Here is a 25,227-nt window from a genome sequence, read left to right on the forward strand (position 1 = left end):
GGATCCCTACAGCCACTATCTGCCGGCCGGACAAGAAAATCAACCAGTCGGTCGAGGATTGACTTACCTGGTCGAAAAACCGTAGCTTCGGTTGAACAGCATGCCCGGGCAGAAGGAGTACCGACGTGAATTTCGCTGACTACCAGCAGCTGACGCTGACCCGCCGGGACAACGGCGTCCTGCTGATCACACTGAACCGGCCGGAGAAACACAACGCCGCCGACGAAGGCATGCACACCGAGTTGGCCAACATCTGGAAGGACGTCGCGGCCGATCCACAGACCCGGGTCGCCGTGATCACCGGCGCCGGCAAGGCTTTCAGCGCCGGCGGCGATCTGGCGATGGTCGAGCGGATGGCCGGTGACTACGACCGGGTGTCACACATGCTGACCGAGATGAGCGAGCTGGTCTACAACATGATCAACTGCGACAAGCCGATCGTGTCCGCCATCAACGGCGTCGCGGTCGGGGCCGGCGCGGTGGCCGCCCTGCTCGCCGACGTCGCCATCATTGCCGAGGACGCCCGGATCGGCGACGGACACGTCAAGCTCGGGGTGGCCGCCGGCGACCATGCCGCCATCATCTGGCCCCTGCTGGCCGGCACGGCCAAGGCGAAATACTACCTGATGACCGGCGAGATGATCGGCGGCCTCGAGGCCGAGCGGATCGGGATGGTGGCCAAAGCCCTTCCACGCGAGGAGGTTCTGGAGGAGGCGCTGCGGATCGCCGACAATCTGGCCACCGGCGCCCAACAGGCGATCCGGCTGACCAAACGCGCACTCAACAACTGGCTGCGCAACGCGGGCCCGATCTTCGACCAGTCCGCGGCCTACGAGATGCTGACCTTCCTCGGTCCGGACGTGGTCGAGGGCTACACCGCCCTACGGGAAAAGCGTGCACCCCGCTTCCCGTCGGCTCAGTAGAACAGGCACAGGGCACGGTCGACGATGGCGGCGCGCAGCTGGGCACGGTCGTCGTCGTGCATCCCCGGGCCGATCCACACCGAGGACTGGTTGAGGATACCGTGCAGGCACTGCAGAGCGACATTGACCTCAGGACAGGTGAATTCGCCGTCGGCCACACCCCGCTCCACCACCCGGCGGAACACCGAGTCGTGACGGCGGCGCATGTCCTTCATCGGTTCCTCGAAGACCTCGGGCCAGCCGCGCGGCCAGGAGAACACCGCGGCAACTTCGGGCGCGGTCTCGGTCAGGATGCGGATCTGCTCGTCGATCAGCGCGGCCAGGTGCTCACGGGCACCGGCCTCGCCCAGGGCGTCCTCGCGTACGGAGAGCCGCTGCAGCACTTCCTGGGTGAGGGTCTCCAGCGCCGCCGAAACCAAGGCGTCCTTTGACGAAAAGTAATGGTAGAGAGTTGCTTTGGCGATGTCGGTCTGCTCAGCGACATCTTCCAGGCTCATCCCCTGGTAGCCGGACTCGGTGAGGATGCGGGTAGCCGTCTTGACGATCTCGGCCTTACGCCGGTCACGGCGGCGCGCCACGCGACTGGAACCCGCTGGCTGATCCACCACGGACCCATCCTAACCAGGCGCGGTCGGCTATTCGACCGCATGGACGAATAATGTCAGAGCTTGTAGTGGCAGTAGACCAGGCGGTGCCCGTCGAGCAGTTCACGAATCTCGGCGATGAATCCCTCGGACAGTTCGTCCCAATTCCAGACCGTCAGGCCGAGAGCACCAAACGCCCACGGGTATCCCCAATCCCAGTCATTGAGTCCGTTCTCGGCACGACAGCCCAGACACGGTACAAGCCCCTGCCCGCCGGCGAGCCACTCGCTGATCGCACTGTCAATCGCGGTGTCCCAGCGGCCTTGCTCCCGAGGTGTCATCGACTCGACATGAGCGCACTTCGCGCAGGTCACCGCCTCCAGGTCTGCACCCCAGTACACCTGCCGGCCCGATTCGACAATAAGGCCGTTCGTCCAATAGTGCGGAGCCGCAACAGATTCGTTGCCGATCGCGTAGCCATAACGTTCGCCGGGAGGGTGGCCGACCGGCGCTCCCAGAACGCAGTCGGTGACCTCCTCGGCCACGACACCGCGCTCGATCAACCACGATTCGAGTCGCTGCTTCAGCACCGGTGCTTCCGCGTCGCTCGCCTCGACATCGGTCAGGGTCTGTGCATAGTCGCCCACGCGAATGATCGTATTGCCGCCGTCACGGCGGTCACTGCGGCAATTTCACACCGACGACGGCGCGCCGATCACCGAAAGCAACTGCAGCTTCTCGTAGCTTTCACTGCCCGGAACCGCGGTGTAGACCAGGAGCGTGTGCGACTGGTCGGGGTCCAGCAGGATCTGGCAGTTGAGCTCCAGGCTCCCCACCTCGGGATGCTGATAGCGCTTGATCTCTCGCGGTCTGATGCCGACCTCATGCTGATCCCACAGGAGTTTGAACTCGTCGCTTTCTGCGGTGAGCAGCTCGGCGTATCGAGCGGCCTTGGACTCCGGTCCACGCAGTGCGAGCACTCCTCGAAGCCCCGAAACGTACATGCGCGAATAGAACTCGTGGTCTCCGTGCGGGTAGCGGTCGCGGACCGCCGGGTCGGTGAACCAGCGGTACCCGATGCTGCGTGACGCACCGGTGTACCGGCACAGGTCGCCCACGAGGGCGACACCGAGCGGCGTCTGCCGCAGGGTCTCCCCCAACTCGGTCACGATCTCGGCCGGAGTGTCGGTGAGCCGGTCGAAGATACGCAGCATGCCGGGGCTGACGTGGTCACTGCTCGACCCGCGCGCGGGCGGTTGGTGCCCGGCCAGGCGGAAGAGGTGGTCGCGCTCATCCAGCGTCAAGTGCAGTCCTTGCGCGATCGAGGCGATCATCTGCTCAGAGGGCTGCGGGCCGCGTTCCTGTTCCAGACGCGAGTAGTAGTCCGTCGACATGTGGCATAGTGCGGCGACTTCTTCGCGCCGCAGCCCACTCGTTCGGCGGCGTTGTCCGCGCGGGAGCCCGACGTCCTCGGGCTGCAAGGCCCCGCGACGGCGGACGAGGAATTCCGCCAGCCCGGCTCGATCGATCATGCACGCCATTTTCTCCCGAGGCGGATTTCTCAGCCAGGGATCGACAGACCGTGGTTACGGCCGCGTCCGGCGGGCAATGTCGAGCGCATGCCACACGACGACGACTTCACTATCGACGACCTGTCCGGGAAGCGGGCGCTGGTGACCGGAGCGAGCGACGGCATCGGCCTCGGTATCGCGACAAGGCTGGCGGGTGCCGGAGCCGACGTCGTCATGCCGGTCCGGAACCCACACAAGGGCGAGGCGGCCGTCGCCAGGATCCGAGCGCAGCACCCTCGCGCGAAGTTGACCCTTGAGCAACTCGACCTGTCCTCGCTGGCGTCGGTCGCCGCGCTCGGTCAGAAGCTGTGTGCCGAGGGCGCTCCGATCCACCTGCTGGTCAACAACGCCGGGGTCATGACCCCGCCTGACCGGCAGACCACAGCAGACGGATTCGAGCTGCAGTTCGGCACGAACCACCTGGGCCATTTCGCGCTCACCGCACATCTGCTGCCCCTGCTCAGGGCCGGTCGCGCACGGGTGACATCTCAGACCAGTGTGGCCGCCCGCCGCGGCGCCATCAATTGGGACGACGTGAACTGGGAGCACAGCTACGACGGGATGGCCGCCTACCGGCAGTCCAAGATCGCGGTCGGGCTGTTCGGCCTGGAACTCAGCCGTCGCAGCACGGCTGGCGGCTGGGGAATCACCAGCAACGTCTCTCACCCCGGCGTCGCCCCCACCAACCTGCTGGCGGCGCGGCCGGAAGTCGGACGGGACACCGACACCCTCGACGTTCGCCTGATCCGCTGGTTCTCAGCGCGAGGCCTCATCGTCGGGACCGTGGACAGCGCAAAACTTCCCGCGCTCATGGCAGCGGCGTCTGCCCAGGCCAAGGACGGACTGTTCTACGGACCGCAATGGCCAGGGAACACCGGCGGTCCGCCCGGGGAACAGAAACTCTGGAAACCGCTGCGCGACAACGCGAACGCCACCCGGCTGTGGACGATGTCCCAGGAGCTCACGGGTGTGACTTTCGGATTGGACCAGGGGCGCCCATGAGTAGTCCGCCACGGGAATCCGCCATGAAAGGCTGCGCTTTCGTCACAGCGCCGCAGACATGACATCTGGCACTAAACCGACGAGATCCGGGTCCGTGCCACCTGCGCGGCCCCGTTGCCCGTGATCAGCCAGAGCGTGGCGAGTTGCGCGATGAAATCATCGAGGGACAGGTCGACGCCTCCGTTGACGAATTCCAGGATGGCATCGGCCGTCCCACCGACGATGAATGCCGGCGTCACCTTCGCCAGCGGATCGGCCTCCAATTCGACCCCGTGCACGGTGCGGCCGTGGCCGATGAGTACGTCGGTGAGCCGGTGCATGACGGTGGTGCGATGGGCATCGAGCTCAGGTAACGCGGCAACACCCCCGAGCAAGACGCGTGCGCGACGGGGGTCGTCGACGAGTGCCCGCACGGCGGCCGCCACACTCGCCATGGCCTGGACTTCCAGGGGCTCCTGCGCGGCAGCGTCCGCTGCCGCAACGGTGGCGTTACGCACCTCGTCGGCGATGTCATCGACGACGGCGGCGGCCAGGCCATCGAGATCGGTGAAGCTCTCGTAGAAGTAGCGCTTGTTGAGATTGGCTGCCGTACAGAGCTTCTCGACAGTCGCACTTCGCCATTCGTTGCGCGTCATCACGTCCATGGCGGCATCCACAAGACGCTCACGCCGTTGCCGGCGCCGAGCATCGGCGGATTGGCCCCCGTAAGCGCGATTGGCCGTTGACACCACCCCGACATTCTGGCACGGTTCCGTACCAGACATTAGGCACGATTCCGTACCAGATATTCGAGAGAGGTGCCCATGACTACCGCAGACACCCAGGCGCACGGCGCCAGCCGCACACCAGAACCGGCCAAGGTGTCGGCGCTGGACGACTTGCGCGAGTTATCACTCACCTCGCCCGTACTGGCGCGCCACCAGGGCTGGGACTACCTGCAGGGCCTCGGCAAGTCCGGCCGGCGCGACCAACTGGCCGCCCTGTTCGAACGCGGTCAGGCGCCCGATGGACCACACGGCGCCCTGGAGGGGCTAATCGTCGGCAACCTGTTCGGCATCCCTGAGGCACATCTGGCCAATCCGCTGTTGAAGATCGATCCGACCTGGCGCGGAAAGACATTCGACACCCACACTGGCTTCAACCGCCTCTCCTTGTTGGCCAAGTACGCGATGCGTGTCATCGCACCCCTCTACCGCGGCCTGCAGCGGGCCGGATCCGAGATGGTGGGATTCCGGTTCACTCATTGCATCGACACGGCGGCCATCCCGCCCTACATCAAAGTGCGGGCCCTGGACTACAGCCCGGATGAGTACCGCAACCCGAGCGTGCGCACGTTCCCGATCAAGCGGACCCGCGACGAAGTCGTGGAGCTGCTGCCAGGGCTCTATCTCGGGCGGGCCTTGCTGAGAATGCACAGCGGCGAGGTTCGGCTGATCGCGTATTTCGCGTTGCGCGAATTCACCGACGAGAGCGCCGGCCGATGATCGACCTTGCCGGAGCCGTTGCCTGCGTCACCGGGGGCGCCCGCGGCATCGGCCGCGCTACCGCGGTGGCGCTGGTCGAGCGGGGCGCAACGGTGTGGATCGGTGACGTCGACGCCGACGCGGCAGCCCGCACTGCCGGCGAGATCGGCGCCAACGCAACACAACTCGATGTCACTGATGATTCAAGCGTGGCGGCGTTCCACCGGGCGGCATCTGCCGACGGACCCGTGGCGATGTTGGTGAACAACGCAGGCATCCAGCACATGGGCCCGTTCGTCGACCAGAAGCTCACGGCATACCACCAAGAGATCGCGGTCAATCTGACTGGCGTCGTAAACGGCATGCACGAATTCCTTCCCGGCATGCTCGAGCGCAATCACGGCCACATCGTGAATGTCGCTTCGATGGCGGCCAAGGTGACCACGCCAGGGATGTCGGTGTACTGCGCGACGAAGTACGCGGTGGCGGCCTTGTCGCGGGCCGTTCGCGCCGAAATCGCCCACACCGATGTCACCGTCACTACCGTCATGCCCACGGCAGTCCACACCGACCTGACAGCAGGAGTCACACTCGACCTTCTCCCCACCCGCCAGCCCGACCAGATCGGAACCGTCATCGCCGACAGCGCACGAAGCCCCGGACGCGAAGTCACCGTCCCGAAATGGTTGTCGCCGTTCGGGTTGCTGGAGGAGGCCACGCCGGAGCCCGTGATGCAACTGCTCAAACGACTGGCCACCCGAAACGAGCCACCGGGCCATTTCGACCCAGACCGTCGCCGCGACTACCTGAATCGGATCAACCGATGACGACTCTGGCGACCTGTCTCGCGTCTCCGTCGAACAAGCACCGCCTGCAAGCCTTCGGGGCTGCCGTCACCTCGCGGTTTCCCAGCGGTGAGCGCCCTCTCGCCACGCCACCGCCGGGATCGAATCTCAAACCGGTGATGGGTGACTACGGCTTTCCGTTCCTCGGCCACGTGCTGAGCTCGCTGGCCGACCCACTGTCCTTCGCCCGAGACCGCTACGAGCGCTACGGGCCGGTGTCATGGGCCGGCGGCGTCGGGTTCCGCGTCGTCGGCCTGATGGGCCCCGACGCCCTGGAAACCGCCTGGGTCAACCGAGACAAGGTGTTCTCCAGCACGCGCGGCTGGGCACCGGTCATCGGACCGTTCTTCCACCGCGGAATGATGTTGCTGGACTTCGACGAACACCGCGACCACCGCCGCATCATGCAGCAGGCCTTCACCCGCAGCGCATTGGACGGCTACCTGGACCTGATGCGGCCCAGCATCGATCGCACATTGCGCAATTGGCCGTCAGCGCAGAGTTTTCCGTTCTATCCGTCGATCAAGCACCTGCTCCTCGAGCAGGCCGCAGAGGTGTTCGTCGGTACGCATCTCGGCCCAGAGTCCGATCAACTGTCCGCGGATTTCCACGACACCGTCCGGGGCGGGCAGGCCCTGGTGCGGGCGGACGTGCCCGGCGGAGTATGGGCCAAGGGCCTGCGCGCGCGGGAGCGCCTCGAGCGGTACTTCTCCGACCAGGTTCCCGATCGGCAACGCGGCGACGGCACCGACCTGTTCTCGATGCTGTGCCGCAGCGAGGATGAAGACGGCGCCCGATTCACCCCCACCGACATCGTCAACCACATGATCTTCCTGCTGATGGCTGCCCACGACACCACCGCCATCGCCCTGTCCATGCTCACCTACGAGCTGGGCCGGAATCGGCAGTGGCAGGACGCGCTTCGCGATGAAGCGCTGGGCCTTCCCAACGACACCCCCACGGTCCTTGACCTGGACCACTACCCGTTGCTGGACGCCGCTTTCAAGGAGATCCTGCGGATGTACGCACCGGCGGGCGCACTGTTCCGCCAAACCATTCGCGACACCGAGATCCTCGGGCACTTCGTCCCCCGCAAGACTCAGGTGGCCATCAATGTCTATGCCTCCATGCGGCTTTCCGACTGGTGGCCCGATCCGGACACGTTCAATCCCGAACGGTTCGTGAACAACGCCGCAACCCGCGCGGCGGTGAGCCGCTATGTGTTCGCGCCCTTCGGCGGCGGCGCGCACAAATGCATCGGCCAGCAGTTCGCCGACATGACCGTCAAGACCACGATGCACCAGATACTGCGACGGTTCGAGTGGAGCATTCCCGACGGTTACCGCCCTCAGCTGACCTGGGGCACCGGGCCGATGCCGGCCGACGACCTTCCAGTCACGCTCCGGGCGCGCGTCGGCGGTTAGCGCTCTTGTCCATGGACCGACAACGACGTCCATCGCGGATAGAGGATTGCCGGGCCCAACCAGCGAGCAATGAAGCGGCGCAATGCCAGTCCCGTGCGCGGCACCGGTCCAGGATCGGTCAGCATGGACTGCACCGTGCGCAACGTCATCTCGGCAAGCTCCCCGAGTGCGGTGTCGTCGAAGCCGTGAAGTCTCCAATCGACATCGAGTCGGTGAAAAACGGACAAGCAGAATGCGATTGCGGTATCGGAGGTCAGCGAGGTGACGGGCTCGCCGTCGTCCCGCCGGGCCAGCAAGTTCTCCAGCTGCGGATCACCGGAGAGGTTCTCGACGCCGAAGGACACACTTTCGACCACTGCGGTGACCGGATCGTGGACACCGCTGACGTGGTCTGCGACTTGATCGATGAATCCGTTGACGGCACGCATTGCGCTGGCGATGAGCAGCGCGTCGGCATTGGGAAAATAGCGGTACACCGTCTGGCGGGTGACCCCGAGCCTGCGAGCGACGTCGGCAAGGCGAATGGCCGCTCCATGGTCGGCGATCTCCTCATCCACCGCGGTCAGGATGCGTGAAATGGCTTCCTCGTCCGATGCGGGCGTCGAACCTGCCCAGCCACGACTACGCATTCGCCGGCACCAGCCGTTCGCTGGTGAACTCAATCGGAAGAGTTGTCGGACCGGTCATTCCCAGTAGGGATTTCCACGGGGCTGGACCGGCGCGATGCGTGGCGTTGAGGCGACGAGTCAGGACCGTGAGTGCTTCCGCCAGTTCCCGGCGGGCAAGGTTCGCTCCGAGGCAGTAATGCGCGCCGCCACCGAAAGTCAGAATCGCCGGAACATCCCTACGCGCGATGTCGAAGCGGTCCGCATCGGTATAGACGGCTGGGTCTCGATTGGCCGCAAAGGTGTTCGCAAGGACGAAGGTTCCCGCCGGGAACAGATAGCCACCGAACTCGACATCCTCGACGGCGGCTCGCGGCACGATGCAGGCCGCGGGTGAGTGCCGCATGCTCTCCTCGACCGCCTGCATCGCAAGTTCAGGATGGTCGCGCAGCTTGGCCCATTGGCCGGGATGCTCGCACAGCACCTGAACCGACGCCGCCAGTTGGTTGCGCGTCGTATCCGTTCCCGCCATCAAGAAGCCGGCCACCAGCATGCGGAGTTCGTCGAGGTTCAGCCGATCACCGTCGCTTTCGGCGCGGATGAGCTCGGACAGCAGATCGTCGGTCAGATTGTCGCGGCGCGTGGCGACCATGCCGTCGACGTACGCGTCAAGCTCGTTCCACGCACGCATGATCGCCGACTCGTCGAAGTTGACATCGGGCTGGAAGTTGAGCGCTTTGAAGACCTCCTCCGTCCAGTCGGCGAACAGCTGCCAATCCTCGCGAGGGGCGCCGAGCAGGGCACACATGATCGGAGTGGGATAGGGACGGGCGATGTCGGTCACGACATCACATCGCCCCGCGTCCATCACCCGGTCGACCAATTCGTTGACCACCTCGTGGATGGTGGCTTGAAGACGCGATGTGGCTCGGGGGGTGAATGCCTTGGAGACCAGTTTGCGCAACCGGACATGTGGTGCACCGTCGAGGCCCAGCAGGCTGCTCATCATCTTGTCGAACAACGGGCCGGACGTGATGCCCTGCGCCGCCAAAGTGATGCCGGGCGGGAGACGGAACCTGTTGTCGCGCAGTATGTCGCGAGCCAGCTCGTAGGACAGGATTTCCGGGCCGAGCGGTCCGATGGCAATCGGTGCCCGCGACTGCGCCGATCGGACGTCATCGACGACGTCATGTGGGGTGGCCGTGAGGCTGTACGTGAGCGTCGGGAGCCCGGCCTCGAAGACGTTGGGAGCGGCGCTGTTCAGGTTCATGGGCTTTCCGGCCCTTCCGCTAGGCACTCGATCGGACGTCGTTGCGACACATTTTCACGAAGCGTATGACCACGGCTTCGGCAGCGTCAATGGCGTCAAATATTTATCGAGTTCACACGTGGTATTGAACACAACGGTCATACGATCTTTCGAAGAACGTCCAATAGCCGGCCAATACGGGGCCGGGAGCCGCCTAAGGGGCCCGGCAGGCGGGATGCGGGTGGCCAGAGAACAGAAATGGCAGATCAGTTGCCTGACCTGCCATTTGAAAGTGGAGCTAAGGGGAATCGAACCCCTGACCTTCTCGATGCGAACGAGACGCGCTACCAACTGCGCTATAGCCCCTGATACCGGAACGAAAGGCTACCAGCCGCCGGCCCGGAACCGGAAACCGGCTGCCCTACTGCCCGGCAGCACGCGGTAGATCGTATTCGCGGGACATCGACGCATACGACGTGTAGGCCAGGTGCTCGAAGATCGGATCCTCGTCGTCGATGTCGAGAACCACGGCTCCGGGCCTGCGCAGCCGGGCCGGCACGACGTCGAGCTTGTGGTCGTCGGTGTTCTCCACGCCCAGCCGCGACCGCGCCATGCGTTGCGCGCGACGACGCCGCAGTTGTTCCTCGATGCGGGTCTGGCGGCGCAGGTAGGCCAGGTACAGCACGGTCACCGTTGCGGCCCCGCCACATACCCACCAGGCCGACGGCGTCACCAGGAAGGCAGCGCCCGCCGAGAACAGCATCGTGACGGCCAGCACCGCGAGCACGCGCTTGCGGAACCGGAACTTGCGGGCACTGATCTCCGCGGCCTTCTTGGACTCGAACCGGCGCTGCCGGGTCGCGTTCAACGACGCTACGGGCGCCTCTGCCTGATCTTCCTCAACCGGCTCGTCCTCGGCCTCAGGCTCCAAGCCCGAGGAGTCGGCGACGTACTCGTACTCGTCGTCGGCGAGATCGTCCGGATCCTCGGCCTCCTGGACGTTCTCGGATTCCTCTGCGTCGTCGAGATCGACTGCGATCCGCTCGGTTTGGGCTTCCGCGTCTACAGCGTCGAATTCCTCGACCGTCTCTTCGACCGGTTCCTCGACCGCGACGGGCTCCGGCTCGGGTTCAGCCTCGGGCTCGGTCTCGAATTCCAATTCGAGTTCGGGCTCGCCGGCTTCCTCGGGCTGCGCCTCGGCCGCCTCGGCCATCACACCGACGGGCAGGGCGCCGGAATCCTCGTCGACGATGTCGACGTCGAGGTAGTCGGGTTCGGCGGTCTCCACGCTCACTGCGGCCACCACGACGGTGCGCTGCACCCGCACCTCGACGGGCGCCTCGTCGTCCTCGAGGTCGTCGTCAAGCTCTTCGTCGAGGTGGTCGGTGCCGGGTTTCCAGTGCGGATCGCTGTGATGCCCGGCGGCCGGGCCGCGCCGTAACCGTTGTGCGTTGCGGCCGCCGTTGAGTACTCGTGTCGCCAGGGCGACGTCACTGGTACGGCGCACCGAGTCGCGCTTGCTGATCAACATCGGGACCAAAACGAAAAGCCAGAGAACGACGAGGGAAATCCACAGCAGTGACTGGGGGATGCTTGGCATGACGCCTGCTCCTTTCCCCTTCAGGCTAGGTCTGTGACCAGCGCATCCATGGATGGCGCGCCGACACAATTACACACCTGTAATTCGATCGATACAAGCACCAACAGTCACATGTGTCACATTGGTAACAGCTGAAGAGGCCGGCTTCGCTGAGATTGCTTCCAGGGCTGTGGATCCGACGAAATCACGACCGTGGGCGCAGTTTCGACGCGGCGCGCCGCGCCCCTCCCGGCCGGATCAGCACCAACTGGCCCGGCCGGCCGAAACGAGCGCCTGGGCCGCCGAATGCTTGAGTTCCTCCAACGTGATCGCCACCAGAAGATGGTCGCGCCAGGCGCCGTCCACCTCCAGATAGCGCCGCAGCAGGCCCTCCTCGCGGAAGCCCACCCGCGCCAGCACGGCCCGGCTCGCGGTGTTCTCGGGACGCACGGTGGCCTCCACCCGGTGCAGCTGGACCCCGTTGAAGCAGTGGTCGAGGCCCAGGGCGAGCGCGCCCGTCGCCACTCCGCCGCCGGTCTTGTCGCTGGCCACCCAATAGCCGATCCACGCCGACCGCAGCGCACCGTGAGTGACGTTGCCGATGGTGAGCTGGCCGGCGAACTGCCCGTCCAGCTCGATCACATACGGCAGCATCCGCCCGCGCCGAGCCTCGCTGCGCAGACCCGAGCAGATCGCGGGCCACGACGAAACAGCATGGCGGACATGCCAATCCACACCACTGACCGGTTCCCACGGCTCCAGGTGGGCCTGGTCGGCCAGCCGGATGCGGCTCCATACCGCGGCGTCGCGCAGCCGCACCGGACGTAGCCGGACCACACCGGCCGGCACCCGCAACGGCCCGACCGGACCGGGCCAACCCGGATGAAAAGCGTTGGAGCGGAACAGGCTCATCCGCGTGGTCGATTCGTCACACCGTCATTCATCGAATGAAGTCTTATCAGCCGCGCTGAGCCAGGAATGCCACATCAACGGTTTCGCCGGTGCGAACCTCGTCGACCTCGCTCGGAATCACCACGAGACAGTTCGCCTCGGCGAGCGTGGCCAGCAGATGGGTAGACGCCCCCGGCGCCCCGCCCAAGGCCTGCACCAGGTATTCGCCGGTGTCCTGATCGCGCATCAACTGCCCGCGCAGGTATCCCGTTCGGCCGGCGACCGAGCTGATCGGTGCCAGCGTGCGGGCCTGCACGACGCGGCGCATCGGCTGGCGCTTGCCCAGCGAGAGCCGGATCAGCGGGCGCACCATCACCTCGAACACCACCAGCGCGCTCACCGGGTTGGCCGGCAGCAGGAACACCGGCACGCGGTCGCGGCCCAGCTGGCCGAAGCCCTGGACTGAGCCGGGGTGCATCGCGATCCGGGCCACCTCCATCTCCCCCAGCTCGGCGAGCACGGTGCGCACCGATTCGGCAGCGGCTCCGCCCACCGCGCCGGCGATGACCACGATCTCATTGCGATTGACTTGGCCCTCAACGGTTTCCCGCAGTTCCCGCGGGTCGGTGCTGATGATGCCGACGCGGTTGACCTCCGCACCCGCGTCGCGGCCCGCCGCAGCCAGCGCGTAGGAGTTCACGTCGTACACCTGCCCGGTGCCGGGCGTGCGAGAGACGTCGACGAGCTCGCCGCCCACACACATCACCGACAACCTCGGCCGCGGATGCACCAGCACGCGGTCGCGCCCGACCGCGGCCAACAAGCCGACCTGGGCCGGGCCGATGATCGTGCCGGCCCGCACCGCGACATCGCCCGGTTGCACGTCGTCACCGGTGCGCCGCACATAGGCACCCGACCGCACGCTGCGCAGGATCCGGACCCGGCTCTCGCCGCCGTCGGTCCACCGCAACGGCAGCACCGCATCGGCCAGCGTGGGCATCGGCGCGCCGGTCTGCACGCGCGCGGCCTGCCGCGGCTGCAACCGGCTCGGGGTGCGGGCCCCCGCTTCGATCGAGCCCATCACCGGCAGGCTGATCTCACCGGCACCGTCACCCACGGACAACACGTCGACGCTGCGTACCGCATAGCCGTCGATGGCGGCCTGATCGAATCCCGGCATGGGTCGTTCGGTGACGACCTCCTCGGCACACATCAGGCCCTGGGACTCAGCGATGGCCACTCGCACCGGTCGGGGGGCTACTGCGGCAGCCGCTACCCGCGCCTGCTGTTCCTCCACCGAACGCACAACACGCCTTCCTATCTACGGGCCGAACGTGCGGCGTACCGGGCCAGCGCGTTGCTAGCCCTCCTGTCCGGTCAGGCCCAATCGTTCGACCAACCACCGCCGCAACTCGGGGCCGTAGTCGTCACGTTCCAACGCAAAGTCAACCGCAGCCTTCAGGTAGCCGCCGGGATTTCCCAGGTCGTGTCGGGCACCCCGGTGTACGACCACGTGGACCGGATGGCCCTCCTCGATCAGGAGGGCGATGGCATCGGTCAGCTGGATCTCCCCGCCCACACCGCGCGAAACCCGCCGCAGCGCATCGAAGATCGCCCGGTCGAGCAGGTAGCGGCCGGCGGCGGCGTACGGGGACGGCGCGTCCTCGGCCTTGGGCTTTTCCACCATGCCCTTGACCCGCAGCACGTTCGGGTTGGCCGCGTCGGGCACGGTCTCGACGTCGAACACGCCATAGGCGCTGATCTCGTCCTGGGGCACCTCGATCGCGCACAGAACGGTTCCGCCGCGCTTGGCGCGCACCTTCGCCATCGTCTCCAGCACACCGGTGGGCAACACCAGATCGTCGGGCAGCAGCACCGCGACGGCGTCTTCGTCGGGAGCCAGCGCCGCCTCGACGCAGCCGACGGCATGCCCCAGGCCCAGCGGCTCGGCCTGCACCACGGACTCGACCTTGATCAGGGCGGGCGCGCGGCGCACCTTCTCCAGCATCGTCTTCTTGCCGCGGGCCTCCAGCGTGCCCTCGAGCACCAGGTCCTCGACGAAGTGCGCGACGACACCGTCTTTGCCTTCGGAGGTGATGATGATCAGCCGCTCGGCGCCGGCCTCGGCCGCCTCGGCGGCGACCAGCTCGATGCCCGGGGTGTCGACCACCGGCAGCAATTCCTTGGGAACCGTCTTGGTCGCCGGCAGGAATCGCGTACCCAGACCGGCCGCCGGAACCACGGCCGTGTAGGGAATCGGCACCTCAGGTGCCTTTTGAGACGTGCTCATCGTTCACACCCTAACGTCCGTTCTGAAATGGTGGAGGGCGTGACCCCGCCGACAAAGACCGAGTTGCGCACCGGCGTTCTGCGTGCAAGACGGGCCGTGCCCGCCGACCACCGCGACAGTGAGGCGCAGGCGCTGTGCCGCTGGCTGCCGGCCCTGGTGCGCAGCGGGCAAACTGTATGCGCCTACGTTCCGGTGGGCTCCGAACCAGGGTCGCAGGCCTTGCTGGACGCCCTCGTGGAACTCGGTGCGCGCGTGCTGCTTCCGGTCGCCCGCAACGACGAGGACGGGCGGGCAATGCCGATGCAGTGGGGCCCCTACGAGCCCCGCACATTGGTGGCGGGCGAGTTCGGCCTGCGCGAGCCGGCGCCACCGTGGCTGCCCGCCGGGCACATCGCCGATGCCGAAGTGATCCTGGTGCCCGCCCTGGCCGTCGACCGCAGCGGCAACCGGCTGGGCCGGGGAGCCGGGTTCTATGACCGCACCCTGATCTACGCCGCACCACATGCACGGCTGGTCGCGGTGGTGCGTGACGGCGAACTGGTCGACGAGCTACCCGCCGATCCGCACGACGTGCGGATGACGCATGCGCTGACGCCGTCGGGCGGAATCGTGACGTTGCAGCGTTGAGCTGGTCCAGAATCGTCAGGTGTCCGATCCGGTGAGCGCCGACTTCAGCGTCCGCATGCAGCTGATCGTCGACGTCCTGGCCCAGACCCTGGATCGGGCGGTGCTGCTGGATGACGAGGAACTGACCCCGATCACGCACAGCCGTCAGCTCGGCGAACTCGACGATGTGCGGGTCCACAGCGTGCTGCAGCGCGAGACCCGCGCGGAGGTCAAGGCGGCGCTGTTCGCGTTCGGGATCGGGACGGCGGACTCGGCGGTGTGGATACCGGCGTTCCCGCAACACAATCTGATGCCGCGGTTCTGCGTGCCCGTGCGATCGGCGTCCGAGCGGTTCGGCTACCTGTGGATCATCGTCCCCGAGGGCTCGCTGTCCGAGCACGGTCAGCAACTGGCGAAGCGAGCGGCCGCCGACTTGCTGGCCATCCTCGACCGCCGCAACGCGGCGCTGCGCGCCGAAGAGTCCGCGCAGCACGGGCTTTTGATGCGGTTGATCACCACCGAGGAGCCGGCCCGAGCCCAGACGGTGGTCGCCGAGCTGCAGGCCCGGGCGATGGCCGAGCAGCACGACATGGTCCAGGTCTTCACGTTCGAGCCCGAGTTCGACGGCGCGGGTGATCCGGTAGATCGGAGCATGGCGCTGCGCTTGCGGTTGGCGGCCACCGACCGCACGCGCCGGTGGTACACCCTGGCCGGCTCGCCGACGACGATCCTGGCGGTGGCGCGGTCCGACGCCGGGTCCGCCGCGACCGCCGACACCGTGGCGCAGGCGGTCCGGGCCAGCTATGGCACTCAGCCGGCCATCGGCGCCTCAGGCGTTCCACTTCCGATAACGCAAGCGGCCCTTGGGTTTCGCCAAGCGAGCCTGGCACTGACGCTGGCCGGAATCGGCGCGGGCGGCGGCCAGGTGGCCGACTGGTCAGAACTCGGCTCGTGGCGCACCCTGGCCTTGCTGGGTCAGGCCTACGGCCCGGACCGGCTCGGCGAGCTGGTTCACCCCGGCATCGTCCACCTGATCGAGCAAGGCCGCGAAGACCTCCTCCGCACTCTGGATACGTACCTGGCCAACGGCGGCGACGTGCGGCGCACCTCCGAGGACATGTATCTGCATCGGTCCACGCTGTACTACCGGCTGGACAAGATCACCGAGGTCGTCGGCAGCGATCTGAGCGACGGTCAGACCCGTTTCGATCTCATGCTGGGACTGCGGCTGGCTCGTCTGGCCAGGCTGTATCGCCCCGGTTCGACAACTGTCTGAACGAGCCGCGCGAGTTTCCTACAGTTTCGGCCCGATTTCTGCTCCGTCGAGCCTTCGCCAGGCATAGCGTCTTTTCTGGCCGCTTGTGACCTGAGTCACATATCACGGAGGAGTCGGTACGCACATGGGTGAAGCACCCGCATTGAAGAAGGCGCTCACGCAGCGACAGCTGCGGATGATCGCGATCGGCGGTGTCATCGGCGCCGGCCTGTTCGTCGGCTCCGGGGTGGTGATCGGCAAGACCGGCCCCGGCGTCTTCATCACCTATGCCCTGGCCGGCGTGCTGATCATCATGGTGATGCGAATGCTGGCCGAGATGGCCGTGGCCAATCCGTCGACCGGGTCGTTCGCCGACTACGCCCGCAACGCGATGGGCAACTGGGCGGGCTTCTCGGTGGGCTGGCTGTATTGGTACTTCTGGGTGATCGTGGTCGGCTTCGAGGCCATCGCGGGCGCGAAGATCATCCAGTACTGGATAGACGTCCCCATCTGGCTGACGGCCCTGATCCTGTTGATCGCGATGACGGCCACCAACCTGTTCTCGGTGTCGTCGTTCGGTGAGTTCGAATATTGGTTCGCCGGTATCAAGGTGGCCGCGATCCTGGCGTTCATCGGGCTGGGCTCGCTGTATGTCATCGGGGCGTGGCCCGACAAGGACATGGACTTTTCGAACCTGTGGGTCAACGGCGGTTTCTTCCCGCTGGGCGCCATGGCCGTCACCGTCGGCGTGGTGACAGTCATCTTCTCGATGGTCGGCGCCGAGATCGCCACCATCGCCGCGGCGGAGTCGGCAGATCCGGAGCGCGCGGTGGCCAAGGCCGCCAACTCGGTGATCCTGCGTATCGCGGTGTTCTTCGTCGGCTCGGCGTTCCTGTTGGTGACGATCCTGCCGTGGAACAGCGAGCAGGTGGCCGCATCGCCGTTTGTGTCGGCGTTCACCGAGATCGGCATCCCCTACGCCGACCACATCATGAACGCTGTGGTGCTGACGGCCGTGCTGAGCTGCCTGAACTCAGGTATGTACACCGCGTCGCGGATGCTGTTCGTCCTCGCGGCCCGTCGCGAGGCGCCGCCGCAGCTGGTGTCGGTGACGCGGCGCGGGGTACCGGCGACGGCGATCCTGGCCTCGTCGGTGATCGGCTTCCTGGGCGTGATCGCGTCGGCGTTCTCGCCGGACTTCATTTTCAAGTTCCTGCTGGATTCCAGCGGGGCGGTGATCCTGTTCGTCTACCTGCTGATCGCGGTCTCACAGATCGTGCTGCGCTACCGCACCTCGGCCGACAAGCTCAAGGTGAAGATGTGGCTGTTCCCGGTGCTGTCGATCCTCACCGCGGGCTGCATCTTCGCGATTCTGGTGCAGATGTTCGTGCAGGGCGGTGACAACCGCAAAGCCCTGACCATGAGCCTGCTGTCGTGGGCTGTGGTCATCGTTTTGTTCCTGGCCAACCGCTGGTTCATCGGGCACCGGCCCGAGGTGGCCGGCGTGTCCCCGGCGCCGGGCGCCGACCATCCGCACCGGGTTCTGGTGCTGGCCAACGAGACCGTGGAATCCAACGAACTGCTCGACGAACTCCGGCGTATCGGCGCGGACCGAGACGCGGTCTATCAGGTCGTGGTGCCCGCCAGCCCGATCGATACCGGGGTGGCCGCCACCCACGGTCCTCTTGACATCTCGGAAGCCACCATCCAGGCGGCTCAGCGCCGCCTCGACCAGACTCTGACCACGCTGCGTTCCGAGCAGTTGCAGGCCGACGGCGAACTGGGTGACTACCGTCCGCTGCGGGCCCTGGCCCAGGCCGTCGAGACCTTCCGGCCTGATCAGATCGTGATTTCGACTCTGCCACCGGAAGATTCGGTGTGGCACCGCTTCGACGTCGTCGACCGGGCCCGCTCGGAATATCAGATCCCGGTGACACATGTGGTGTCGCGGGTACGCACCCAGGAGCATGCGTCGTGACCATCCTGGCCGCTTTCAGCGCCAGCCGGCACAGCAGCGCACCGCTGAATCTGGCCATCCAACTCGCCCGCACCACCGGTGAGCAGGTGATCGCCGCGGCGGTGGTGGAACGGTCCTGGCCGAGACGTGACGATCTGGTCGAGGGCGAATACCTCGCATACGTCCGCGCACAAGCCACGCAGGCGTTGCAGCGCGCGGTGGCGGTGCTGCCGGTCGAACTCGACGTCATCCCCGTCGTTCACGAATCAAGTTCGATACCAACCGGTTTGATCGAACTCGCCGACGCCCACCGGGCGACTGTGGTGTCGGTCGGGTCGTCCTCATCGGGGATGATCGGCCGGGTCGCCCTGGGCAGTGTGACCGAACGGCTGGTGCACACCGCCCGGGTGCCGGTGGTCTTCGCGCCGCGTGGGTACGCCCAGACCGATACCGCGATCCGCCGCCTCACCGCGGCCTATGGCGGGGAGGCCGACGTCAACGGACTCATCCCGTCCACCGCCGAACTGGCCGCGGCATGGAAGGCCAAACTGCGCATCGTCTCGTTCACCGTGCGCAACACCGTGGCCTTCGCCGGGACCATCGAATCGTCGGCCGAGGAGCTGGTGATCCAGCAGTGGTCCCGACGAACGATCGCCGAGATCACGAAGAAGCTCAACGCCATTCGGGACCAGATGGCAGTTCCGGACGTCGACGTGGTGGTCGGCGCGGGCCACGACTGGAACACCGCGGTGGAGAGCATCGGGTGGGACACCGGAGACATGCTGGTGCTCGGCTCAGGTGCGGCTGCCCCGAGCGCGCAGGTGTTCCTCGGCTCGGCGGCGGGCAAGATCCTGCGCCGGTCACCGGTGCCGGTGATGATCGCGCCGAGCTACCAGGCGGGCTAACTCCATCATTTGAATCTTGAAACGCTTTTGGCCGTATCCGCAGGCAGTGAATGTGACAGCGCACCAGCGGCGCCGGCCTGCTCAGGCTGTCTCAACCCCCTCGCCGAACGCCACGCGGCATTTGCGCCGAGGATTGCGGTCACTATTGAGCAGCAATCCTCGGTGTAGTGCTCGGCACAACCCGCACCTAGCAGTTGTCCAGCACCGCTTCCATCGCGTGTTTCTCTTTCGCCGAGACCCACAGCCGATAGGCGGTTTTCACGTCGACCTGGCGCGCCACGAACTCGCAGCGGAACACCGCATTGGGCGGCAGCCAGCTTGCCGCGTCGCGAAATGCCTTGTCGAAATTGGGTTGCGCGGCCACCGCGATCAGATTGCGCGGATCGTTGGCGAAGTCCATGCGCCGCTGCGGGTCCCACGCGCGCGCCCCCTTGTACCAGGCATCCGACAGCGACACCACGTGATCGATCTGCACGGCGCCGGAGCTGTCGGGCCCACGGGTGAACGGGATCTCGACGCCGGTGTACGGGTCGTGCAGCATGCCGGTGGCGGCGTAGCAGGTGCCGGGCCGAACTGTCAGCTGGGCCAGGTCGCGGCGCAGGATGTCGTCGCGGGTGTTGCAACCGTTGTGGCCGAACTCGACATTGACGTCATCGCTCCACGCCTCACCGAAGTGGTACCGCGCATAGTCGGTGTGGCGGTCCCAGCCTTTGACCGGCAGCCCGGCCAGCAGCGCGCGGGCGTGATCGAGGCCTGGGGTCTGCTGCGGGACCGGACTCGGCGCCGAGGCGGAAGGCTGGGCCGATGGCTGAGCCTGCGAACCGGCGTCCCGCATCCGAGCCGCGACGAGCACGGCCAGCACCGCCAGGATTACCGCCACCACGAGCAACACCGCTAACCTTCCGGTGCGCCGGCGACGGCCGCGGCCCGCGGGAATGAGATGACCCACGTAGCGGTTCTAGCACTTGAGCCGGTAGAGTGCTAACAAGTTTGACCAACTCGGAGGGTTTTCGTGCCTACCTATTCCTACGCGTGCACTGAGTGCGGCAATCGGTTCGACGCGGTGCAGGCCTTCAGCGACGATGCACTGACCACCTGCCCCAAGTGCTCCGGCAAGCTGCGCAAGCTGTTCGGCTCCGTGGGCGTGGTGTTCAAGGGCAGCGGCTTCTACCGCACCGACAACCGCGAGTCGGGCAAGAGCTCATCCAACGGCTCGTCGGCCAAGAGCTCGGAGAGCAGCTCCTCGAGCTCGTCCTCTGACTCGTCGTCGTCTTCCTCCTCTTCGTCGAGCAGCTCGTCGAGCAGCTCCAGCGCCGCCCCGGCCGCGGCCGCGTCAAGCTAGCTCGAAAGTTATCCACAGGACGGCGAAGACGCCGTTCTCACCCGGCCGTCGCCCGCCTAACGTGGCGCCATGGCCGATTCACTCAACGCGCCATCGTGGCGTCGGCTGACGGCCGCGCGGCCTGACTGGACCCGCACGGTGGCCGCACGCCGCGCCGCCGCAGCCGGGCTGGTCATTTTGGCGGCCATCGCAGCCCTGCGTTCCGATCCGCACGGCGAATACACCGAGATCGCAGTGGCTGCCCATGACCTCTCCCCCGGCGTCGCATTGACCGCCGCCGACGTTCGATTGGAACGCCGCGCCACGGCCACCCTGCCCGACGGCGCCCAGCGGGACATCGCCCCGGTGATCGGTGCGATGCTGACCGCCCCGGCTCGACGAGGCGAGGTCCTGACCGATGTCCGTTTGCTGGGCTCGCGACTGGCCGAATCGTCGGCGGGCCCCGATGCCCGGATCGTGCCGATAAAACTCAGCGACACCGCGTTGCTCGATCTGCTCCGCCCCGGCGACGTGGTCGACGTGCTGACGGTGACGGCCGATCAGGACGACAAGCAGCCGGCGCGGCCGGTCATGGTGGCCTCGGGCGCCGTGGTGGTGCTGGTCTCGGAGAAGGCCCGCGGGGCCGGGGTGGGTACCGACCGCGTGGCCCTGGTGGCGTTGCCCGCGCGGTCCGCGAACGAGGTGGCGGCCATCAGCCTGGTGCAGACCGTCACGATGACGATCCACTGAGCCCGGAAATTCTTGCTGGACAACATGATTCATGCGCCTGGAAGATGTTGACCAACAATCACCCAGCCGTTCGGCAAACTCGGTTACTGTTTGCTTGCCCCATAAAACACAACAAACTGCAGGAAGGGTCCCGCATGTTGAAGGGCTTCAAAGAGTTTCTGTCTCGTGGCAACGTCATCGATCTTGCGGTTGCTGTGGTCATCGGCGCGGCCTTCACCGGCTTGGTCACCGCCTTCACCGAGAAGGTGGTGCAGCCACTGATCGACCGGATCGGAGCCGGCCCCGGCAAGGAGTACGGCATCCTCAAGATCTCGCTGGGCGGCGATCCTGAGACGTTCATCGACTTCAACGCCGTCCTGTCCGCCGCCATCAACTTCATCCTGGTGGCCGCGGTGATCTACTTCGTCATCGTCCTGCCCTACAAGAAACTGCGTGAACGCGGCGAGGTCGAGCAGGCCCAGGACACCGAGTTGAGCCTCCTGACCGAGATCCGCGACCTGTTGTCCGAGAACGGCTCCAGCGGCAAGCACGTCACCGGCCCGGGCACCGGCCCCAGCCCCGACACCGCCGAGTACACCAGCGCCGACCGCGACAAATAGACACCCGAACACAAAGCAGCCCCTGGATTTCTCCAGGGGCTGCTTTATTGGGGCTTCAGAACGTGACGCTCAGTTCATGTTCCAGGGCTCGCCGTAGGTGGTGACGCTGTCACCGGTCGAGGCGATCAGCCGGGCGAACGGACGCAGCAGCACGCCACCGGCCGCACCGGTCACGGTGCCATGCGCGTTGGACACCGCCACACCGCCGGCGGCACCCTTGACGTCCACCGAGAAGGTGGCCACTTCCTGGATACCGGGGCCGTTGCCCAGGTCGGCACTGATCGACACACCCGGGAACAGGTTCGGGGTGATGACCGACTCCAGGCCGAAGGGCGGGCCGGTGATGTCACCATCGTCGATCAGGATGTTCGGGGTGGTGTAGGAGAAGTTGATCCCCACACCCAGCGACCACGGGAAGCCGATCTGATAGCCCAGCTCCAAGGTGCCCTCGAACTCATCGGCACCCGGGCCGGCCACCACGTACTTGGCCCGGCCGGAATGGAACCACTCACGGGTCAACCGGTTGCGGTCCAGAGGGAACACACCGTTGAGGAAGGTGTCCCACTGCTGAACGGTCAGGGTCCGATCCTGACCATCAACCAGGCTCAGTTCATTGTCCAGACCCGCATGAGAAGTGCCTGTGCTCGTAAAAAGCGCCGCGATGGCTGCCACCATCGCGACCAGCACCCGACTGAATGCCTTCATGTTCTCCCTAGCTATATCGCCGGTGGCCCCGGAGGCCCACCGATTGTGGTCGGCGCCCCGGCCCCCGCAGACCGTAACGCCGCGCAAGATCTACATGTGGTGCGGATTAGAAACCCCACACATTGCTCTTACGTAATGCTCATCGTTGACACGAGGAACATAACGGCACCCCACCGGGGCGGCAACGCAAGCACATATCTCCAAGGCTGCATACGGTCACTTGATCAAAATTTGCTGAAAACCGGCTGAGAACTTCGGCGCGGCACCTCGACGCTGCGAATTGGGCCAGTGGGCAATGCTGTGACGCCGTTCGCCTCGATAACGAACTGAGGGACAGAACACGTCGCCCAGCAGCGATTTCCCGCCCCTCACAAGCTGCTCACCTTCTCAGTGATGGTGCGGTGGAACGTTGTTCCTCAGCCACCGCTCACGGTCGTCATCGTCGTCCGGCGAAGCGGTGTCACGTTCGTCGGGAGCGATGTCCGGGAGCGCTTCACCGAAAATCTTGTTAACTGCGTGGCGGCTCATTTTGTTCGCTTCAGGCATCGTCCATTCCCTTTGTGATGAAGATCACATCCCATCCTAGGCGCCCCGCCGACAACCGTTAACCTGCTCTTAACCAGCACCGTCGCTCGGCCCGACAATCGCCTGGAAAGCGAAACGGCGGCCGGTGGCCGCCGTTTCGATTCTGTTCAGATCTCCAAACTTGATAGCTGGCCGATGACTTGCGCGGCCAGTGGGCCGAGCGTGGCCATGCCGTCGCGCACCGCAGCCCGGGACCCGGCGATATTCACCACCAGCGTGCTGCCCGAGACACCGCACAGACCGCGGGACAGCCCCGCGTCGACGATGCCGGCCGAAAGTCCCGATGCCCGCAGCGCCTCGGCGATGCCCAGCAGCTCGCGGTCGAGGATGTCCAGGGTGGCCTCCGGCGTCACGTCGCGCGGTGTCACCCCCGTCCCGCCGACCGACACCACCAGATCGACGCCGCCGATCACCGCGGTGTTCAACGCATTACGGATCTCGACCTCATCGGCGGCCACGACGACGACTCCGTCGACGACGAAACCGGCCTCGCCCAACAATTCTGTGACCAACGGACCGCTGTGGTCTTCCTCGCCATGTGCCGTGCGATCGTCCACGACGACGACAAGCGCCCTACCCACCAACTCCCCTGGCTGTTCCATGCCTGCAACCGTATATCCGGCGGCGGACAACGGTGTAGCCAGACGGAGTGTGGCGAACCCACCGGACCCGATCGTGGTGCTCACTGCTCTGCCCTGCCGAGGGTGACCTCGATGGTCTGCGGCTTGCCGCCCTGGTCCAGGAAGGTCAGCGTGACCTTGTCACCGGGGGCCTTGGACCGCACCGCGGCCACGAGCGCGTCGGCGCTGTTGATCACGCGGTCATCGACCTTGGTGACCGTCACGCCGCTGGGCAGACCGGCCGCCGCGGCCGCCCCACCGTTGGTGACCTCGACGATCTTGGCGCCGTCGCTGGTCTTGTCGTTGGCCACCTGAACACCGAGCGAGGCGTGCGAAGCCGTGCCGTTCTGGATGAGCTCATCGGCGATGCGCTTGGCCTGGTCCACCGGGATCGCGAAGCCCAGCCCGATCGAACCGCTCTGGGCCTGAGGCGAATCCCCGCCCATGGTGGCGATCGCCGAGTTGATCCCGACCAGCTCGCCGTTCATGTTGACCAGTGCGCCACCGGAGTTGCCCGGGTTGATCGCGGCGTCGGTCTGGATGGCGTCGAGCACGGTGTTCTGGTTGCGGGTGTCACCGCCGGCGGCGACCGGACGGTTCAGCGCGCTGATGATGCCGGTGGTGACGGTGCCTTCCAGGCCAAGCGGCGATCCGATGGCGACGACGTCCTGACCGACCCTCAGGTTGGCCGAGGAGCCGAGGGTGATCGGAGTCAGGCCCGAGACGTCCTGCGCCCGCACCACCGCGATGTCACTGCTGGGATCGGTGCCCACGACGGTGAACGGCTTGGTGGTTCCGTCGGAGAACGTCACCTTGGTCTGAGCGCCGGGTGGCGTCCCGCCGGCTGCCGGGGCGCCTGCGGGCCCGCCCGGCTTGGCCGCCTGCACGACGTGGTTGTTCGTCAGGATGAGGCCGTCGCCGGTGAGGATGATGCCCGAGCCCTCCTCGGACGCGCGGCCCAAATCGGTCTCGAGCTTGACCACACTGGGCACCACCTTGGCCGCCACCTGCTCCACCGAGCCGGGCGGCAGCGCCGCGGCCGGAACCGTCGGTGCGGCACCCAGACCCTGGGTGCCCAGGCGCGGGTGGTCGTCGTGCACGAGGGTGGCCACGCCGCCGCCGATGCCCGCCGACACCACGGCCACCGTGAGCGCGCCGGCGACCAGGCCGGCGCGGGAGCGCTTCTTGGCCGGGATGGGCTGCGGGCCGGCCGGGACCCGGTACGGGTCATAGGGCGCGCGGTAGGCCTGCTGGTGGGTCTGATGCTGCTGTGTCTGCTGCGTCGGGTGCTGCTGTGTCTGCTGCGTCGGGTGCTGCTGTGTCTGCTGCGGCTGTTGACGTGCGTAGCGCCAGTCGTAGGACTGCTGCTGGTAAGGATCGGGACGCGCACCGGCGTATCCGGGGGCAACTCCGCCGGGATGCTGCTCCGGCTGCTGCTGGGGGTACCTCGGGTGGTTCGTCATTGTGCTGCGTGCTCTTCTCTTGTAAAAGGTCCGGC

26 protein-coding genes and 1 tRNA gene are annotated in these 25,227 nt (G+C 66.3%); 12 read left to right on the plus strand and 15 right to left on the minus strand.

All coding sequences use genetic code 11. The features are described 5' to 3' along the window. Positions 1–125: 125 nt before the first annotated feature. Positions 126–923, plus strand: a complete 798-nt coding sequence (locus BN2156_RS26940) for an enoyl-CoA hydratase/isomerase family protein (RefSeq protein WP_090518014.1) — start codon at positions 126–128, stop codon at positions 921–923. On the opposite strand, the gene BN2156_RS26945 is transcribed toward BN2156_RS26940, so the two are convergent. From BN2156_RS26945 to BN2156_RS26955, 3 genes are read right to left on the minus strand one after another with little or no spacing between them, the layout of a single operon-like run. After that, complete coding sequence (locus BN2156_RS26945) at positions 917–1,531, minus strand: TetR/AcrR family transcriptional regulator (RefSeq protein ID WP_090518015.1); 615 nt, start codon at positions 1,529–1,531, stop codon at positions 917–919. The genes BN2156_RS26940 and BN2156_RS26945 overlap by 7 nt on opposite strands. A gap of 53 nt (positions 1,532–1,584) precedes the next feature. After that, positions 1,585–2,154, minus strand: coding sequence for a hypothetical protein (locus BN2156_RS26950; protein ID WP_090518016.1), 570 nt, complete (start codon positions 2,152–2,154; stop codon positions 1,585–1,587). Positions 2,155–2,199: 45 nt separating this feature from the next. Beyond that, on the minus strand, positions 2,200–3,039 hold the full coding sequence (locus BN2156_RS26955; protein WP_090518595.1) for a helix-turn-helix transcriptional regulator: 840 nt from the start codon (positions 3,037–3,039) through the stop codon (positions 2,200–2,202). Positions 3,040–3,126: 87 nt separating this feature from the next. On the opposite strand from BN2156_RS26955, the gene BN2156_RS26960 reads away from it, so the two are divergent. Beyond that, the gene (locus BN2156_RS26960; RefSeq protein ID WP_090518017.1) at positions 3,127–4,080 is read left to right on the plus strand and encodes an SDR family oxidoreductase; all 954 of its coding nucleotides are present in this window, start codon (positions 3,127–3,129) and stop codon (positions 4,078–4,080) included. Between the two features lie 71 nt (positions 4,081–4,151). Here the strand turns inward: BN2156_RS26960 and BN2156_RS26965 are convergent, their stop codons facing one another. Continuing rightward, positions 4,152–4,724 (minus strand): TetR/AcrR family transcriptional regulator, encoded by a 573-nt coding sequence (locus BN2156_RS26965; RefSeq protein WP_235625515.1) that lies wholly within the window; start codon positions 4,722–4,724, stop codon positions 4,152–4,154. 159 nt (positions 4,725–4,883) lie between these two features. Between BN2156_RS26965 and BN2156_RS26970 the strand changes: the two genes are divergently transcribed. The 3 genes from BN2156_RS26970 to BN2156_RS26980 are packed head-to-tail and all read left to right on the plus strand — an operon-like array spanning position 4,884 to position 7,812. Further along, positions 4,884–5,564 (plus strand): hypothetical protein, encoded by a 681-nt coding sequence (locus BN2156_RS26970; protein WP_090518019.1) that lies wholly within the window; start codon positions 4,884–4,886, stop codon positions 5,562–5,564. Further along, the gene (locus BN2156_RS26975) at positions 5,561–6,370 is read left to right on the plus strand and encodes an SDR family NAD(P)-dependent oxidoreductase (RefSeq protein ID WP_090518020.1); all 810 of its coding nucleotides are present in this window, start codon (positions 5,561–5,563) and stop codon (positions 6,368–6,370) included. The genes BN2156_RS26970 and BN2156_RS26975 overlap by 4 nt, the downstream gene beginning before the upstream one ends. After that, positions 6,367–7,812: a cytochrome P450 gene (locus BN2156_RS26980; RefSeq protein ID WP_090518021.1), complete on the plus strand. Its 1,446-nt coding sequence runs from the start codon at positions 6,367–6,369 to the stop codon at positions 7,810–7,812. The genes BN2156_RS26975 and BN2156_RS26980 overlap by 4 nt, the downstream gene beginning before the upstream one ends. Here BN2156_RS26980 and BN2156_RS26985 read toward each other — a convergent pair. The 7 genes from BN2156_RS26985 to BN2156_RS27015 form a co-directional block, all read right to left on the minus strand. Next, complete coding sequence (locus tag BN2156_RS26985; protein ID WP_090518022.1) at positions 7,809–8,441, minus strand: TetR/AcrR family transcriptional regulator; 633 nt, start codon at positions 8,439–8,441, stop codon at positions 7,809–7,811. The two genes, BN2156_RS26980 and BN2156_RS26985, sit on opposite strands and share 4 nt — an antisense overlap. Then, positions 8,434–9,687, minus strand: coding sequence for a cytochrome P450 (locus BN2156_RS26990; protein WP_090518023.1), 1,254 nt, complete (start codon positions 9,685–9,687; stop codon positions 8,434–8,436). The genes BN2156_RS26985 and BN2156_RS26990 overlap by 8 nt, the downstream gene beginning before the upstream one ends. A gap of 272 nt (positions 9,688–9,959) precedes the next feature. Then, a tRNA-Ala gene (locus BN2156_RS26995) sits at positions 9,960–10,032 on the minus strand. Positions 10,033–10,087: 55 nt separating this feature from the next. Next, positions 10,088–11,266, minus strand: a complete 1,179-nt coding sequence (gene sepX / locus BN2156_RS27000; RefSeq protein WP_090518024.1) for a divisome protein SepX/GlpR — start codon at positions 11,264–11,266, stop codon at positions 10,088–10,090. A gap of 237 nt (positions 11,267–11,503) precedes the next feature. Continuing rightward, positions 11,504–12,157, minus strand: a complete 654-nt coding sequence (locus tag BN2156_RS27005) for a GNAT family N-acetyltransferase (protein WP_090518025.1) — start codon at positions 12,155–12,157, stop codon at positions 11,504–11,506. A 46-nt stretch (positions 12,158–12,203) separates the two neighbouring features. Continuing rightward, on the minus strand, positions 12,204–13,442 hold the full coding sequence (gene glp / locus BN2156_RS27010; protein WP_090518026.1) for a molybdotransferase-like divisome protein Glp: 1,239 nt from the start codon (positions 13,440–13,442) through the stop codon (positions 12,204–12,206). A gap of 54 nt (positions 13,443–13,496) precedes the next feature. Next, positions 13,497–14,426: a UTP--glucose-1-phosphate uridylyltransferase gene (locus BN2156_RS27015; protein WP_090518027.1), complete on the minus strand. Its 930-nt coding sequence runs from the start codon at positions 14,424–14,426 to the stop codon at positions 13,497–13,499. Positions 14,427–14,453: 27 nt separating this feature from the next. Here BN2156_RS27015 and BN2156_RS27020 point away from each other — a divergent pair, with 27 nt between their 5' ends. The 4 genes from BN2156_RS27020 to BN2156_RS27035 all read left to right on the plus strand — a co-directional run bounded on the left by BN2156_RS27020 (position 14,454) and on the right by BN2156_RS27035 (position 19,149). Continuing rightward, entirely contained in the window at positions 14,454–15,053 is a 600-nt protein-coding gene (locus tag BN2156_RS27020; RefSeq protein ID WP_090518028.1) for a 5-formyltetrahydrofolate cyclo-ligase, read from the plus strand. A gap of 19 nt (positions 15,054–15,072) precedes the next feature. Then, positions 15,073–16,308 carry a PucR family transcriptional regulator gene (locus BN2156_RS27025; RefSeq protein WP_090518029.1) on the plus strand — a complete coding sequence of 412 codons (1,236 nt, stop codon included), beginning with the start codon at positions 15,073–15,075 and terminating at the stop codon, positions 16,306–16,308. A gap of 124 nt (positions 16,309–16,432) precedes the next feature. Next, entirely contained in the window at positions 16,433–18,265 is a 1,833-nt protein-coding gene (locus BN2156_RS27030; RefSeq protein ID WP_090518030.1) for an amino acid permease, read from the plus strand. After that, positions 18,262–19,149: a universal stress protein gene (locus tag BN2156_RS27035; RefSeq protein ID WP_090518031.1), complete on the plus strand. Its 888-nt coding sequence runs from the start codon at positions 18,262–18,264 to the stop codon at positions 19,147–19,149. The genes BN2156_RS27030 and BN2156_RS27035 overlap by 4 nt, the downstream gene beginning before the upstream one ends. Positions 19,150–19,336: 187 nt before the next feature. On the opposite strand, the gene BN2156_RS27040 is transcribed toward BN2156_RS27035, so the two are convergent. Continuing rightward, positions 19,337–20,038, minus strand: a complete 702-nt coding sequence (locus tag BN2156_RS27040; RefSeq protein WP_407661763.1) for an HNH endonuclease family protein — start codon at positions 20,036–20,038, stop codon at positions 19,337–19,339. A gap of 123 nt (positions 20,039–20,161) precedes the next feature. Between BN2156_RS27040 and BN2156_RS27045 the strand changes: the two genes are divergently transcribed. The 3 genes from BN2156_RS27045 (at position 20,162) to mscL (ending at position 21,819) form a co-directional block, all read left to right on the plus strand. After that, a complete protein-coding gene (locus tag BN2156_RS27045) occupies positions 20,162–20,491 on the plus strand; it encodes an FmdB family zinc ribbon protein (RefSeq protein WP_090518032.1) in 330 nt (109 codons plus the stop codon). A 69-nt stretch (positions 20,492–20,560) separates the two neighbouring features. Beyond that, the gene (locus BN2156_RS27050; protein WP_090518033.1) at positions 20,561–21,220 is read left to right on the plus strand and encodes an SAF domain-containing protein; all 660 of its coding nucleotides are present in this window, start codon (positions 20,561–20,563) and stop codon (positions 21,218–21,220) included. 134 nt (positions 21,221–21,354) lie between these two features. Further along, on the plus strand, positions 21,355–21,819 hold the full coding sequence (gene mscL, locus BN2156_RS27055) for a large-conductance mechanosensitive channel protein MscL (RefSeq protein WP_090518034.1): 465 nt from the start codon (positions 21,355–21,357) through the stop codon (positions 21,817–21,819). Positions 21,820–21,888: 69 nt separating this feature from the next. On the opposite strand, the gene BN2156_RS27060 is transcribed toward mscL, so the two are convergent. The 3 genes from BN2156_RS27060 to BN2156_RS27075 all read right to left on the minus strand — a co-directional run bounded on the left by BN2156_RS27060 (position 21,889) and on the right by BN2156_RS27075 (position 25,192). Then, the gene (locus BN2156_RS27060) at positions 21,889–22,524 is read right to left on the minus strand and encodes a porin MspA (RefSeq protein ID WP_090518035.1); all 636 of its coding nucleotides are present in this window, start codon (positions 22,522–22,524) and stop codon (positions 21,889–21,891) included. A 692-nt stretch (positions 22,525–23,216) separates the two neighbouring features. Continuing rightward, positions 23,217–23,711, minus strand: coding sequence for a MogA/MoaB family molybdenum cofactor biosynthesis protein (locus BN2156_RS27070; protein WP_003885700.1), 495 nt, complete (start codon positions 23,709–23,711; stop codon positions 23,217–23,219). Positions 23,712–23,791: 80 nt separating this feature from the next. Then, a complete protein-coding gene (locus BN2156_RS27075; protein ID WP_090518037.1) occupies positions 23,792–25,192 on the minus strand; it encodes a S1C family serine protease in 1,401 nt (466 codons plus the stop codon). Positions 25,193–25,227 lie beyond the last annotated feature (35 nt).

The sequence above is a fragment of the Mycolicibacterium neworleansense genome (genome assembly GCF_001245615.1).
Taxonomy (GTDB): Bacteria; Actinomycetota; Actinomycetes; order Mycobacteriales; family Mycobacteriaceae; genus Mycobacterium; species Mycobacterium neworleansense.